Source organism: Paenirhizobium selenitireducens ATCC BAA-1503 (assembly GCF_900492185.1).
GTDB lineage: Bacteria > Pseudomonadota > Alphaproteobacteria > Rhizobiales > Rhizobiaceae > Allorhizobium > Allorhizobium selenitireducens_A.
The window spans coordinates 40,575-54,158 of record NZ_UEYP01000017.1 but is presented as its reverse complement, the minus strand read 5'-3'; the positions used below and the strand labels follow the sequence as shown (position 1 = coordinate 54,158).

Genomic DNA, 13,584 nt, shown 5'->3' with positions numbered 1-13,584 from the left:
CGCGCCTCTTGCCGGCGCTTCCCGTTTCGGCTATCGATATATCTATTGGGATATATCGATTCCCTTTGGGAGGTTTTGATGCTCGCTTCATTTCGCTCGCTTCGCGACCTGGCAAAGGCTGCCCTTGTCGCCGCCGCGGTTCTCGCCCCGACGGTAACGGCCGCCCATGCCGAAGACGGGGTCACCGTATTCGCCGCCGCCAGCCTGAAGGAGGTGCTGGGAGAGGTCTCCGAAGCCTGGAGGGCCGAGACGGGGAGGGAGACGACGCTGTCGTTTGCCGGCAGTTCGGCGCTTGCCAAGCAGATCGAGCAGGGCGCCCCGGCCGATCTTTTCATTTCCGCCGACCTGAAATGGATGGACTATCTCGACAAGGCCGGCCTTGTCGCGGGCGAGAGCCGCGTCGACCTGCTCGGCAATCGCCTGGTCCTCGTCGCACCGAAGGATGCCGCCACCACGGCGACGATCGCGGAGGGTTTCCTGCTGGCCGATCTTCTGGCCGGCGGCCATCTCGCCATGGCCAATACCGATGCCGTTCCGGCCGGCACCTATGGCAAGGCGGCGCTGCAGAAGCTCGGCGTCTGGGACAGCGTCAAAAACCATGTGGTCCAGGCGGAGAACGTGCGCGCCGCGCTGCTTCTCGTGTCGCGCACTGAGGCGCCGCTCGGCATCGTCTACGAGACCGATGCCAAAGCTGATACCGGTGTCAGGGTCGTGGACCGGTTTCCCGAATCGAGCCATCCTGCCATCGTCTATCCCGCTGCCGTTCTGAAAGAGGCCAGGAATGCCGAAGATGCCGCCGCCTTCCTCGCCTATCTGCAGGGAGCAAAGGCCCATGCCATCTTCACGGCCGCCGGCTTCACCGTGCTCGCCAAGACCAACTAGGATCGCTCTGGCGTGGCGCTGACCCCGGAAGAACTGACCGCCATGCTGCTCAGCCTCAAGGTCGCGGCGGTCGCCGTGGCCTTCTCGCTGCCCTTCGGCATTGCGGTCGCCTGGGCTTTGTCCCGGCGCGATTTTTGGGGCAAGAGCCTTCTCAACGGCCTCGTCCACCTGCCGCTGATCATGCCGCCGGTGGTGACCGGCTATCTTCTGCTGCTGACCTTCGGCCGGCGCGGTGCCGTTGGCGCCTTCCTCGACGAGTGGTTCGGCCTCGTCTTCTCCTTCCGCTGGACCGGCGCGGCGCTTGCTGCCGCGGTCATGGGCTTTCCGCTGCTCGTCCGCTCGATCCGTCTGTCTCTCGATGCGGTCGATCGAAGGCTGGAAACGGCCGCCTCGACGCTGGGCGCAGCCCCGGCCTGGGTCTTCGCCACGGTGACCCTGCCGCTGATCCTGCCCGGTATCGCCGCCGGCGCCGTGCTCGCCTTCGCCAAGGCCATGGGCGAGTTTGGCGCGACGATCACCTTCGTCTCCAACATTCCCGGCGAAACCCAGACGCTCGCCTCCGCCATTTATACCTATACCCAGGTGCCGGGCGGCGACGTCGCGGCCATGCGGTTGACGCTGATCTCCATCGCCGTTTCGCTTGCCGCCGTCATCGCGTCGGAAGTCCTGTCGCGCCGCATGGCGGCAAGGATCGGTGCCGCATGATGCTGGAAATTGATGTCCGGCACAGGCAGGGTAAGTTCGACCTTACGGTTGGTCTTTCCATCAGCGACGGCCTCACCGCGCTGTTCGGGCCCTCAGGGTCGGGCAAGACCACACTCGTCAATCTGGTGGCCGGGTTAATCCGCCCCGATCGTGGCAGCATCGCCTTCAACGGCGAGATCTGGGTGGATGGAGAAAGCCGCCGCTTCGTGCCGCCGCATCGCCGACGCATCGGCTATGTCTTTCAGGAGGCGAGGCTCTTCCCGCACCTCACCGTGCGCGGCAATCTGCGCTACGGCGCACGCTTCGCCCCGCGCCACCAACCGGGCGAAGACCTAGACCGGGTGGTGGATCTGCTGCGCATCGGACCGCTTCTCGACCGCCGTCCGGCGCTGCTCTCCGGAGGCGAAAAACAGCGTGTCGCTCTCGGGCGAGCCCTGATGGCCAAGCCGCGCCTGCTCCTGATGGACGAGCCGCTGTCCGCCCTCGACCATGACCTCAAGGCGGCGATCCTGCCGGACATCGAGCGCATGCGCGATGAGGCCGGCATCCCGATCCTCTATGTCAGCCATTCCATCGAGGAAGTGACGCGTCTCGCGACGCGGGTGGTGGTCATGGATGCGGGCAGGACGGTTGCGATCGGCAGGCCCGACGAGGTGCTCGCCGTCGTTCCGACGGCTACGGGCGACATGAAGGCCGGGAGTTTCCTGCATGCCGTCGTCACCGGACACAGTCCGGACGAAGGTTTGACATTCGCCGAATCCAGAGCCGGTCCGCTGTTTCTGCGCGCCACCGACATTCCGGTCGGCGCGCATATCCGCGCCTTCGTGCCGACCAGCGAAGTCATGCTGGCAACCGTGCGGCCGGAAGGCATATCGACGCTCAACCGGCTGGAGGGCACGGTCGAGACCGTCAACGAGGCGGGCTCCGCGGTCATGGTCGCGATCGATTGCAATGGCGAGCGCGTGCTGGCCGAGATCACCCGGAGGTCCGCCACCAGTCTCGGACTGGTCGAGGGGATGCCGGTTCATCTGTTGTTCAAGGCAGTCTCGATTGCCGCCGAGGGCATCTATCGCACCGCTTGACGCTTACCAGGCACATCAATCCTCGGCGGAGGCCTTCGACATCTTTTCGGCAGGAGAAAAGCTGGGATCGATCATCGCCTCCACCCAGCCGATGTCCTTGGCAAGCGCCCGCCGGGCCTCGGCCTCCATCCGACGGCAGCAGGCAAGCAAGGCCTCGCCGAACGGGGTCAATCCCGCACCGCCGCCGCTCTTTCCGCCGTGCCGGGTAAAGATGGAGGGCTCCTTGAACATCCGGTTGATTTCGTCGGCCAGCAGCCAGGCGCGGCGATAGGACATCCCCATGGCGGCACCCGCCGCCCGGATCGAGCCGTGCTCGGCAATGCCGGCCAGAAGCGACACCTTGCCGGGGCCGAGACGCACGCCGTTGGCGAGGTCGATGCGCAGCGTCAGCCGTGTCGCCTTTTCGCTCATGGCGTGCCGATCATCTTGCCGGGGTTCATGATGCCGGCCGGGTCGAAGGCCTGCTTGATGCGGTTCATCAGTTCGGTCTCGATCGCCGGGCGGCTGGCGATCAACTCGTCGCGCTTCAACTGGCCAACGCCGTGCTCGGCGGAAATCGAGCCGGCATGGGCATGTACGATGGCATGCACCACGGCATTGACCTCACGCCAGCGGGCGATGAAGGCGGCCTTGTCGGCGCCCACCGGCTGGCTGATATTGTAGTGGATATTGCCGTCGCCGAGATGGCCGAAGGCGAAGACCCGGGCCTCCGGGATGAGTGCCAGAACCGCCGCATCGGCCTCGGCGAGGAAGCGCGGCACGCGTGACACCGGCACCGACACGTCATGCTTGATCGACCCGCCTTCGGGCTTCTGCGCTTCCGACATGCTTTCACGCAAGCGCCAGAAGGCCTCCTGCTGGGCAAGCGAGGAGGCGATGACCGCATCCTTCACCAGGCCCGCCTCGAAAGCTTCCTCCAGCAGCGTGTCGATCATCCGCTCGGCGGTCGCCGCCGAATCCGAGGTCGAAATGTCGATCAGCGCATACCAAGGATGGGCTGAGGCGAGAGGATCGCGCACGCCGGGAATGTGCCTCGTCGTAAACTCGATGCCGATGCGCGGCATCAGCTCGAAGCCGGTCAGCGCGGTGCCGCACAATAGCGATGCCCGCTCGAGCAGCGCCAAGGCTTCGTCCGGAGAGTCGAGTCCGGCAAAGGCCACCTGCCGCCCGCGTGGTTGCGGATAGAGTTTGAGCACCGCACCGGTGATTACCCCGAGCGTGCCTTCCGCGCCGATGAACAGGTCGCGCAGGTCGTAGCCGGAATTGTCCTTCTTCAGACGCCGCAAACCGTCCCAGATCTCGCCGGTCGGCAGCACCACCTCCAGCCCGAGGCAGAGCTGGCGGGCATTGCCATAGGCGAGCACGGCCGTGCCGCCGGCATTGGTCGACAGATTGCCGCCGATGCGGCACGAGCCCTCCGAACCGAGCGACAGCGGGAACAGCCGGCCGTTCTCCTCGGCCGCCTTGCGGATGTCGGCGAGGATGACGCCACCATCGGCGACGATCACGTCGGCCACGGTGTCGATCTCGCGGATGCGGTTCATCCGTTCGAGCGAAAGCACGACGTCGGCCTGTCCTTCGCGCGGGACATGCCCGCCGACATGGCCCGTGCGCCCGCCCGCCGGCACGATCGGTGTGCCGGTTTTGCTGGCAAGCGAAAGGATGGCGGAGACCTCCTGCGTCGAGCCGGGCTTCAGCACCAGCGGCGATGTTCCGTGATAGAGCCCCCGGCTCTCGACCAGATAGGGCGCGATATCGGCGGCGGCTGTCAACGCATTGGCTTCGCCGACGATCGATACGAAGGCTTTCAAGATATCCGACAGGTTGTCGCTCACGGTCACCTTCGACCTCCTATGCGTTTCTGGGTGCAGCGGCACGTTTCAGCCGGTCGTTGATCGCCTCGCCCAGCCCATGGTCGGGAACCGGCGTCACGGCTATGCCGCTCGCACCCGTCTGGTCTGCGCGCTTTAGAAAGCCGAACAGATTGGTGGCCGCCTCGGCGAGATCGCCCGAGGGGCTGAGGTCGAAGACCGCTGCGGCCTGGTCCATGCCCTCGACCGGCTGGTTGCCGAAGCGGATCAGCGCCTCGCCGGGCATGACGCTTGTAGCATCAAGCCGGACATGGGCATTCGGTGCATAATGCGAGGCGAGCATGCCAGGCGCCTCGATCGCGGCCGTGCCGGTCGCGTTGGGGCGTTCGACTGCAAGGCCGGTGGCTTCCTCGATCGCCTCGACCGGCACGCCGCCCGGCCGGAGCAGCCGGATCCGGCCGTCCTCGATCTTGAGAATAGTGGATTCGACGCCGACCGGGCAGGGGCCTGCGTCGATGACAAGCTCGATGCGCTCGCCGAGATCGGCCTCCACATGCTGCGCCGTCGTCGGGCTGATCCGGCCGGAGGAGTTGGCGCTCGGCGCCGCCAGCGGCCGACCGAAGGCGCGGATGAGCTCGCCGGCAAAGCCTTTGGGCACGCGAATGCCGACGGTGTCGAGGCCGGCGGTCGCCAGCGGATGGATCGTGCTTTCCGCCTCTAAAGGCAGCACGAGCGTCAGCGGACCGGGCCAGAAACGCTCGGCCAGCTTGCGCGACAGCGGATCGAAGGTCGCATGGCGTTCGGCCATTGCGAGATCGGCCATGTGGCAGATCAGCGGATTGAAGCGGGGCCGGCCCTTGGTCTCGTAGATTCTCGTGATTGCGCCGGGGTCGGTAGCGTCGGCGGCCAGGCCGTACACCGTTTCCGTCGGGATCGCCACCGGGCGGGCCTTGGCGAGAACGGCGGTCGCCGCATCGATCGCCGCGCCTTCGTCGGGGTCGATGGGAATGATCCGCGCCATGTCTCAAGCCTTCCTGCGTCCGGTTTGTCTGTCCATAGCGCGACAGCACCGGATCGATCAAATCCTCATTTGGCCGGGCCTGTGCGTGCATCGACAATGCCTAAGCAAGACCCTCGAAAAACAGGGATATCGTGATCGCTAAAACTTTACCCATCGGCGTAACCGAAAGAAAGAAAACTTGCGCCATAGTCCGCTTAATCGAGCCATTTGACGCCTCTTTCGGGAACCGGACCATGCAGCAAGTCAAGAACCCAGCTTCGAGCATCGCACTGCGTGTCGCAACCGCCATGCATCAGATGGGAATAGAGGGCCTGCCGAGAAATTACGAACTCGTCTACGAGGCCTATGCCGGCAGCAATCCTGAACTGGTGCGCGAATTCATCGGGCTCGGCAAGAACAAGACCCAGGATGCGCTCGACGCGCTTGGCCGCAAATATCTGCCGCATCACCATGAGGACGGCATCCTCAGCCGCCAGAACGGCCAGGTGCGCGCCGAGATGAGCAATTTCATCAGCCTGCTGAACCAGGAAAAGGTTTCGCTGACCGATTACGGCCGCCTCATCGGTCACGCCACCAAGGCGATCATGACCGAGGACATCGACCATGTCGAACTCGGCCAGTCGATCAAGGCGCTGAAAGTGGCGACCGAACAGCGCGCCAACCAGAACAGCAACGTGGTCCGTGCGGTCGTCGACAAGACCGCGGCGCTTGCCGACCTGCAGCGCGAGGCGGAAGACGCCGAAGCGGCGAAGTTCGTCGACCCGCTGACCGGTCTTGCCAGTCGCCGTGCCTTCAACAAGGCGCTCGCCAAGGTCTATGCCAATGCGGAAATGCCGGTGCTGTGCAGCATGGTGATCGGCGAGATCGACGATTTTTCCAGACTGTCCGAACTCATGGGGCCGGCCGTCTGCGAACGCTTCGTCAAGCAGGTGGGCAAGGTTGTGGAGGCCGTCGCCGGCACCGAGGACCTGGCCTGCCGCTTCGACGGCGGACGGTTCGGCATCCTGCTCTACACCTCGGAGCAGGAGGAAGTGAGCCGCATCGTCGACCTGGTTCGCTCGAAGCTCAACACCACAGTGGTCAATTCCGGCAATGGTCGGGCGCTCGGCCAGGTGCCGATGTCCTTCGGCATCTGCTTCTCGGAACAGGCGCCGAACGCCTTCGACTTCACCAATTTCACCGAAAAGGCGCTGGCGGCGTCGAAGGCCGCCGGCGGTAATACGGTCACCATCTACGGTGCCAACGACTATGCCCCGAAGGACTGGCTGATCTACAAGAAGCAGCCGGTCGGCGGCTTCTGAGAGCCGTCGGTTCGCGTTAACGTCAGATCCGGGCGATGATCTTGCGCAGTTCCGCGCAGCGGGCGCCCAGCATCAGCACGTTCTTCAGCGCTTCCTTCGGGTCGTGGGTGCGAAATAGCAGGCCGTTGTCGCGGATCGAACGGTCGATCGCCATCGACCGCGTTTCCTTGTCCGGATGGATCGCCACGGCGAAATACATGCGAGCATAATTCGGCCGGATATGCTCGAAGAACTGCTCGGAACCGCCCACCTCGGCAAAGAAGTTGGCGATGTAGAAGGCCCATTTGACATCGGCATATTTGGCAAAATTGGTCTTTGCCGCCGTCACGTGGCAATAGCCGAGATGCGGACTGTTCTCGAGCGTCTTGTGGAAGATCAGCTTGGGGAACTGGATGGAGCGGTGAAAACCGTTGATCCGGCTATGGGTGGTCTCTCCCGCTGCCTCGAGCCTGCGCCCGGTGCGCTCCGCCACTTCCTCATAGGTAAGGTAGCGCTTTTCTTCCGGCATCCAGTCTTCCCGGTGACGGGAAATGCGACCCGTGCGCAGGAATTCGGTATGTGCTGCCTTGACCGGCAAGCCGGGCTTTGCGGCGGCCCTCGGGGCGGCGAAATATCTCAGCTTCTGCATGGAAAGGCTCTGATCCTCAAGGCCGATGCGCCAATGATACGGCAGCGAGATTAACGACACTTTGCCGCATCCTGACCGCCTTCGGTTTCGCCAGGCTTGCGGCGCGTCAGTCGGGCGTCAGTCACTTTCGGCTGGTCAATTTGCGCCATAGGTTTTTCGCACTTTCGTTGATGCGGACGTTATGGCCATGGAATCCATGTCGAAAAAGCGGATGATCTCTTGCGCGACAGGAAAATCCGTGTGTCGCAAACGCTCGACGGCGTGTCGTTTCGCAATGCGGCGAAGTCCGGTCGCTGTGTTTAAATGATCCCGAACTCGAGGTGCTGTCCGACTAGGGAAGGGCAGGAAATCGGGAAGCCGGTCGAATCCCGGCGCTGCCCCCGCAACGGTGGTGGAGAATGCGTGACGGTCAAAGACCACTGGGGCGTCAGCCCTGGGAAGGTGCCGCATGCGGTCCGCAAGGATCATCTCCAGAGCCCGGAAACCAGCCTTTGAGAAGAAACTGGGATTTGACGGTCGCGGCGGGTGACCCGAGACGGCTTTGTCCGATGCCACGCAAGGCATCGCGACCGCGCATGGTCTCGACCTCCGTCACGGCAGAACGGATACGAGGACGACGACCATGGACTTGCAGAGCAAGGTATTGCGGCAGTTGAAGAATCGCCGGGACGGCTTCAGCCTCGAGCAGCCCTTCTACATCGACCAGGATTATTTCAGGCTCGACATGGAGACGATCTGGTATCGCGACTGGCTGTTCGTCGGCCATGACTGCGAGATCCCGCGCGCCGGCAATTATTTCACCGCCCAAATCGGCGACTATCCGGTGGTGATCGTGCGTGGCAAGGATCAGGTGATCCGCGCCTTCCACAACACCTGCCGCCATCGCGGCCACCGCGTCTGCACCCAGGATCGCGGCGCCTCGGCCAAGCTGGTCTGCCCCTACCATCAATGGACCTATGATCTGGACGGCTCGCTCGTCTTCGCCCGCCAGATGGGCGAGACCTTCGACAAGTCCGAATTCGGCCTGAAGCCGGTGCATTGCGAAAGCGTCGGCGGCTATATCTTCATCTGTCTCGCCAACGAGGCGGCCGATTTCGCTCCCGTGCGGGCAACGATCGAGCCCTTCCTCGCGCCGCACCGGCTGGCGGAGGCCAAGGTCGCGCATCGCAATACGATCATCGAGAAGGGCAACTGGAAGCTCGTCTGGGAAAACAACCGCGAATGCTACCACTGCGCCGGCAACCACCCGGAACTCTGCCGCACCTACCCGGAAGCGCCGTCGGCGACCGGCGTGCAGGGCGCCAAGGACGATCCGGTGATCGCCGAGCACTGGGCACGTTGCGAGGCCGCCGGCCTGCCGTCTGAGTTCACCATGGACCCGTCCGGCCAGTTCCGCGTCGCCCGCATGCCGCTGATCCAGGACGCGGAGAGCTACACCCTGTCCGGCAAGCGCGCCGTTCGCCGGCCGCTGTCCGACGATATCGGCATTTCGCACATCGGCACGATGCTGCTGTTCCATTATCCGACCACCTGGAACCACATCCTCGGCGACCACGCGATTTCCTTCCGCGTCCTGCCGATCTCGGCCGAGGAAACCGCGGTCACCACCACCTGGCTGGTCCACAAGGATGCGGTCGAAGGCGTCGACTACGATCTCGACGAACTGACCCATGTGTGGAACATGACCAACGACCAGGACCGCTCGATCGTCGAGGAAAACGCCTTCGGCATCCGCTCGCCGGCCTATGAGCCCGGCCCCTATTCCGTCGGTCACGAGGGCGGCGTCATGCAGTTCGTCGAATGGTACGCGAATTTCATGACGAACCGTCTGCAGGGCGACAAGGCCCGTCTTTCGGCGGTGGCGTGAGATGAATATCGCTCTTCCCAGCTATCGCCATGTCGATGAAATGCGCCCCTGGTCCGACCGGGAGCACAGGCTCGAATGCGTCGCCGTCACGCCCGAGGCGCCGGACGTGATGACCTTCACCTTCCGCCCCGACCGCCCGGGCCACTTCTTCCGCTATCTGCCCGGCCAGTTCGTCACCCTCGAACTGCCGGTCGGTCCGGAGCCGGTGATGCGGACCTATACGCTCTCGTCCAGCCCGTCGCGTCCTTATACCGTGGCCGTCACCGTCAAGGCGCAAAGGGATTCGATCGGCACCCGCTGGATGTTCGATCACCTGAAGCCGGGCATGCAGTTGAAGGCGATCGGCCCGCTCGGCGACTTCTCCTATGCCCGCCATCCGGGCGCCAAATACCTGTTCGTCTCGGCGGGTTCCGGCATTACGCCCATGGTGTCGATGACGCGCGATCTTTCCGATCGCCAGCCGGATTCGGACATCGCCTTTCTGCATTGCGCCCGCTCGCCGGACGACATTATCTTCCGCTGGGAGCTTGAGGCCAAGGCGCGGGAAATGCCGAACTTCACCCTCGGCTTCATCATCGAGCAATTGTCGCACGGCCAGCTCTGGTCGGGCCTCAAGGGTCGGATCGACAAGGCGAAGATAGCGCTTCTGGCTTCCGACTTCCTTGAGCGGACCGTGTTCTGTTGCGGCCCGGGGCCGTTCATGGCGACGGTGCGCGAATCGCTTGCCGGTGCCGGCTTCGACATGGCGAACTATCACGAGGAGGCCTTCCAGCCCGTCGCCCCGCCGCCGCCGGTCGTCGTCGCCGATCATGGCGGCGAGGCCCAGGCGACCAGGGTCGTCTTTGCCACGTCCGGCAAGGACGGTCTGTGCGAGCCGGGCCACACCATTCTTCAGGCGGCGCGCGCCTCCGGCGTGCGCATCGGGGCGGCCTGCGAATCCGGTCTGTGCGGCACCTGCAAGGTGATGAAGCTGTCCGGCGAGGTCGAAATGGACCACAATGGCGGCATTCTCGACGACGAGATCGATGAAGGATACATCCTCGCCTGTTGCACGCGGCCGAAGGGCGACGTCGAGATCGAGGCCTGATACCGACCAGAGGCAGCGCGCCGCCATCTTACTGACAAATCCGCCGGCGATTGTGGGTCAACGCGTCTTTGACCATTCGAAACCCGTTTGGAGATTGTCATGAAGATCGGCTGGGCGGTTACATCCCTGTTGGCGGCGACCTTTTTGTCGGCGCACGTGCAGGCAGGCGTCCCCGCACCGGCGTCCGCACGACCGGCCGCGGCCGTCCAACTGGTCAACGAGACGACGAAGCTCAAGCCCGTTTACCGCAAGTCCGCCCCACGTGGCGCCACCTATCAGGGCTATCCCTGTTCGCAAACCCGCAAGACCGGTTACGTCCTTTACAATGGCTGCTGGTATCCGCGGGAGGTCATCCGCAACGGCCGTCTTATCGTGCCGCAAGGCAACTGACCCGCTCCGCGCCTGCGCGCCACGTTCGTGACCCGCCGGTGGAACCGAAAGGCGGTTTCAGCGTTGTCCGCCGAGGCTTCGGCGCGGGCGACGACTGATCGAGACGTCAATCGCTCCCCGATTTCGTTAATGCCCGGTTCAGGCAGATTTTTCTACTGTCATTCCAGGCTTTCGCGTATCATGCCGGGCCGTCCGACGGCCGTGAGGACGATGAGGATGCGAAGCGCATTTCGGCTGAAGACTTGCCCGATCAACGCAAGGAATGGAGAATCGAAATGACCAATATGATGAAGCGTTGGGGCGCGCTTGCCCTGGCCTCCGTACTCGCCATGGCGAGCTTCGTGCCGACCCAGGCGGCCATGCCGCTGCCGGCTCCGGTGGTCAAGGGACCGTCGGACGTGACCAAGGTCGACCACCATCGCCCCTACTATTATCGCGGCCACCGCGGCTATCGCTACCACCGCCCGGGTTATCGCTATCACAATGGCTACTGGTTCCCGCTGGCCGCCTTTGCGACCGGCGCCATCATCGGCGGCGCGATCGCCACGCAGCCCGCACCCCGTCGCGCCGGCATCAATCCGAAGCACTATCAGTGGTGCGCCAACCGTTACCGGTCCTACGATTCCTACAGCAACACTTTTCAGCCGTATCACGGCCCGCGTCAGCGTTGCTACTCGCCGTATTATTGATCGGCGCGGCCTATCACGAAATGAAAAATGCCCGGTCTGTGACCGGGCATTTCTTTTGTGGGCGCCTGGCAAAATGCCGGTGGCCCAAGCGGGACGTCAGCCGATCATGGCATTGTCGTCGCGCTTGACGGCGACGACCGTCGAGCGCGGCAACTTGCCTTCGCCGTCCGGGAACGGCGCCTTCGGATGCTGGATGCCGACGAACATGGTGCGTTTGTCGGCCGACCAGGTCAGTCCGGTGACTTCCGCGCCATTCGGACCGGTGAGGAAGCGTTCGATGCGGCCCGATACCGGGTCGCCGGCGAGCATCTGGTTATTGCCCTGGCCGAGGAAGTCGCCCTCATTGCTGTCATCGCCGTCGGTCTGGATCCAGACGAGACCGGTGGAGTCGAACATCATGCCGTCCGGCGAGTTGAACATGTTGCCTTCGTTGATGTTCGCGGAGCCGGCATAGGCGCTGTCCTTATGGACGGCCGGGTTGCCGGCCATGGCGAACAGGTCCCACTTGAACTTGGCATTCGCATGGTCTTCCACTTCCGGATACCAGCGCACGATCTGGCCGTAGCCATTCTTTTCGCGCGGATTGACGGCGTTGACGGTCATCTCCTCGCCACCGGCATTGGTGCGCATCTTGCCGTCCTTGATCTCGCCGCGACGGCTGTTGTTCGTCAGGCAGCAATAGGCCTCGATGGCGACCGGGTTGACGGCGACCCATTCCGGGCGGTCCATCGTGGTGGCGCCGACCTTGGAGGCTGCCTGGCGGGTGAAGACGCAGATTTCGTCCATCTTCATGCCGGTCGTCTCGGGCGTCAGGGCGACCCATTCGCCACTGCCGTCCTCGGCGAACTTGGCAACGAACAGCGTGCCTTCGTCGAGCAGCTTGGAGGTGTCGGCGCCCGGCACGTAGATGCCGTTGGAGACATATTTGTAGAGGAATTCGCCACGCTCGTCGTCGCCCATGTAGACCACCACACGACCGTCGCGCGCGACGACGACAGCGGCGTTTTCATGCTTGATGCGGCCGAGCGCGGTGCGCTTGACCGGGACCGAGGACGCGTTCGACGGATCGATCTCGACGATATAGCCGGCGCGGCGCGGTTCGTTCGGGTTCTTGGCCACGTCGAAGCGCTCGTCGAACTTCTCGTAGGCATAGCGCGTCTCGGCGGCAATGCCGTAGCGCTTGTAGTCTTCGGGCATCTGGAACTCGGCATTGGGCGTGCCGAAATAGCCGTTGAAGTTCTCTTCGCAGGTGAGATACGTGCCCCACGGCGTGCGGCCGGCGCCGCAATTGTTGAACGTCCCGAGACAGTCGGTGCCGTTCGGGTCGGCGGCGGTCTTGACGAGGTCCGAGCCGGCGGCCGGACCGGACAGCTTCATCGGCGTGTTGTGGTGGATGCGGCGATTGAATGGGCTGTCGAGCACGATCTCCCAGCCGTTTTCGCCTTCGGCCACTTCCATCACGGTCACGCCCTGCATGTTCTGCAGGATCTTGACGTCGTCTGCGCTTGTCGGCTTGCCGTCTGCATTCTTGGGCAGGTTGACTTTGGTGTTGACGTATTCATGGTTGACGGCGACCAACTGGTGTCCGCCGACTACGAACATTTCCATGCCGTCGGTGTTCTCGCCGAATACCTTGTCGGAATGCTGGAGGCTCACGCCATTGACGTGATCGAGGTCCGGGACGCCCGGAAACAGGGGCTGGCCCCACTTGGCGAGCGGCTTCCAGCTATAACCTTCCGGAACATGGATCGTCTTGTCGGTGGAAACCGGGATCGGCTTGAAGGCGAAGCGGGAACCGGCGGCTTCCTGGGCCTGGGCCGAGGTGGAGGACATCAGGTTGGCGGCGGTGCCGAGCGTGCCCATGGCGGCTGCGGCGGAGCCAAGCGCCAGGACGCCACCGAGAAAACCGCGGCGCGAAAGGGCGGTCTCGACGACGCGGTCGAAGTCGGTCTGCGCCGGCGGCGGGTTCTGCAGTTCGTCCCATTCGTCCCAGGACAGGTTGCTCTTGTCGATGTCGGTCATGGTTATGCTCCTCGTTTGGTCGGGGGATAGGCATTCCCGACTGCGGTTAGCGGCCTTCCGTTACAGTGCTGTGACGGAAGGCCGCTGTTTGCGTCCTGT

Annotated in this window: 13 protein-coding genes and 1 riboswitch; of the genes, 8 read left to right on the top strand and 5 right to left on the bottom strand. The window is 63.9% G+C overall.

The features are described from left to right. The first annotated feature begins 78 nt into the window (after positions 1-78). The 3 genes from modA to modC are packed head-to-tail and all read left to right on the top strand — an operon-like array spanning position 79 to position 2,669. A complete protein-coding gene (gene modA, locus RHIZ70P_RS19990; RefSeq protein WP_115672241.1) occupies positions 79-882 on the top strand; it encodes a molybdate ABC transporter substrate-binding protein in 804 nt (267 codons plus the stop codon). A gap of 12 nt (positions 883-894) precedes the next feature. Then, a complete protein-coding gene (gene modB / locus RHIZ70P_RS19985) occupies positions 895-1,587 on the top strand; it encodes a molybdate ABC transporter permease subunit (RefSeq protein WP_115672226.1) in 693 nt (230 codons plus the stop codon). Beyond that, positions 1,584-2,669: a molybdenum ABC transporter ATP-binding protein gene (modC, locus tag RHIZ70P_RS19980; protein WP_115672225.1), complete on the top strand. Its 1,086-nt coding sequence runs from the start codon at positions 1,584-1,586 to the stop codon at positions 2,667-2,669. The genes modB and modC overlap by 4 nt, the downstream gene beginning before the upstream one ends. Positions 2,670-2,684: 15 nt before the next feature. On the opposite strand, the gene RHIZ70P_RS19975 is transcribed toward modC, so the two are convergent. From RHIZ70P_RS19975 to RHIZ70P_RS19965, 3 genes are read right to left on the bottom strand one after another with little or no spacing between them, the layout of a single operon-like run. Further along, a complete protein-coding gene (locus RHIZ70P_RS19975) occupies positions 2,685-3,080 on the bottom strand; it encodes a winged helix-turn-helix domain-containing protein (protein ID WP_115672224.1) in 396 nt (131 codons plus the stop codon). After that, positions 3,077-4,510, bottom strand: a complete 1,434-nt coding sequence (locus RHIZ70P_RS19970; RefSeq protein ID WP_115672223.1) for an FAD-binding oxidoreductase — start codon at positions 4,508-4,510, stop codon at positions 3,077-3,079. Before RHIZ70P_RS19970 ends, RHIZ70P_RS19975 begins: the two co-directional genes overlap by 4 nt. Before the next feature lie 10 nt (positions 4,511-4,520). Further along, the gene (locus RHIZ70P_RS19965; protein ID WP_115672222.1) at positions 4,521-5,501 is read right to left on the bottom strand and encodes an L-threonylcarbamoyladenylate synthase; all 981 of its coding nucleotides are present in this window, start codon (positions 5,499-5,501) and stop codon (positions 4,521-4,523) included. A 233-nt stretch (positions 5,502-5,734) separates the two neighbouring features. Between RHIZ70P_RS19965 and RHIZ70P_RS19960 the strand changes: the two genes are divergently transcribed. Then, positions 5,735-6,802, top strand: coding sequence for a GGDEF domain-containing protein (locus RHIZ70P_RS19960; protein ID WP_115672221.1), 1,068 nt, complete (start codon positions 5,735-5,737; stop codon positions 6,800-6,802). A 22-nt stretch (positions 6,803-6,824) separates the two neighbouring features. Here the strand turns inward: RHIZ70P_RS19960 and RHIZ70P_RS19955 are convergent, their stop codons facing one another. Next, entirely contained in the window at positions 6,825-7,430 is a 606-nt protein-coding gene (locus RHIZ70P_RS19955) for a DUF6656 family protein (protein ID WP_115672220.1), read from the bottom strand. 301 nt (positions 7,431-7,731) lie between these two features. After that, positions 7,732-7,938, top strand: a riboswitch (cobalamin riboswitch). Between the two features lie 114 nt (positions 7,939-8,052). Between RHIZ70P_RS19955 and RHIZ70P_RS19950 the strand changes: the two genes are divergently transcribed. The 4 genes from RHIZ70P_RS19950 (at position 8,053) to RHIZ70P_RS19935 (ending at position 11,463) form a co-directional block, all read left to right on the top strand. Then, complete coding sequence (locus RHIZ70P_RS19950) at positions 8,053-9,297, top strand: aromatic ring-hydroxylating oxygenase subunit alpha (protein WP_115672219.1); 1,245 nt, start codon at positions 8,053-8,055, stop codon at positions 9,295-9,297. Between the two features lies 1 nt (position 9,298). Further along, positions 9,299-10,384 (top strand): hybrid-cluster NAD(P)-dependent oxidoreductase, encoded by a 1,086-nt coding sequence (locus tag RHIZ70P_RS19945; protein WP_115672218.1) that lies wholly within the window; start codon positions 9,299-9,301, stop codon positions 10,382-10,384. A gap of 99 nt (positions 10,385-10,483) precedes the next feature. After that, on the top strand, positions 10,484-10,774 hold the full coding sequence (locus RHIZ70P_RS19940; protein ID WP_115672217.1) for a hypothetical protein: 291 nt from the start codon (positions 10,484-10,486) through the stop codon (positions 10,772-10,774). 275 nt (positions 10,775-11,049) lie between these two features. Continuing rightward, on the top strand, positions 11,050-11,463 hold the full coding sequence (locus RHIZ70P_RS19935; protein ID WP_115672216.1) for a BA14K family protein: 414 nt from the start codon (positions 11,050-11,052) through the stop codon (positions 11,461-11,463). Between the two features lie 96 nt (positions 11,464-11,559). Here RHIZ70P_RS19935 and RHIZ70P_RS19930 read toward each other — a convergent pair whose 3' ends face one another. After that, positions 11,560-13,485 (bottom strand): PhoX family protein, encoded by a 1,926-nt coding sequence (locus tag RHIZ70P_RS19930; protein WP_115672215.1) that lies wholly within the window; start codon positions 13,483-13,485, stop codon positions 11,560-11,562. Between the last annotated feature and the right edge of the window lie 99 nt (positions 13,486-13,584).

Coding starts and splice junctions, on each gene's coding strand:
- modA (WP_115672241.1), top strand. CDS start 79: ATGCTCGCTTCATTTCGCTCGCTTCGCGACCTGGCAAAGGCTGCCCTT.
- modC (WP_115672225.1), top strand. CDS start 1,584: ATGATGCTGGAAATTGATGTCCGGCACAGGCAGGGTAAGTTCGACCTT.
- RHIZ70P_RS19975 (WP_115672224.1), bottom strand. CDS start 3,080: ATGAGCGAAAAGGCGACACGGCTGACGCTGCGCATCGACCTCGCCAAC.
- RHIZ70P_RS19965 (WP_115672222.1), bottom strand. CDS start 5,501: ATGGCGCGGATCATTCCCATCGACCCCGACGAAGGCGCGGCGATCGAT.
- RHIZ70P_RS19960 (WP_115672221.1), top strand. CDS start 5,735: ATGCAGCAAGTCAAGAACCCAGCTTCGAGCATCGCACTGCGTGTCGCA.
- RHIZ70P_RS19955 (WP_115672220.1), bottom strand. CDS start 7,430: ATGCAGAAGCTGAGATATTTCGCCGCCCCGAGGGCCGCCGCAAAGCCC.
- RHIZ70P_RS19950 (WP_115672219.1), top strand. CDS start 8,053: ATGGACTTGCAGAGCAAGGTATTGCGGCAGTTGAAGAATCGCCGGGAC.
- RHIZ70P_RS19945 (WP_115672218.1), top strand. CDS start 9,299: ATGAATATCGCTCTTCCCAGCTATCGCCATGTCGATGAAATGCGCCCC.
- RHIZ70P_RS19940 (WP_115672217.1), top strand. CDS start 10,484: ATGAAGATCGGCTGGGCGGTTACATCCCTGTTGGCGGCGACCTTTTTG.
- RHIZ70P_RS19935 (WP_115672216.1), top strand. CDS start 11,050: ATGACCAATATGATGAAGCGTTGGGGCGCGCTTGCCCTGGCCTCCGTA.
- RHIZ70P_RS19930 (WP_115672215.1), bottom strand. CDS start 13,485: ATGACCGACATCGACAAGAGCAACCTGTCCTGGGACGAATGGGACGAA.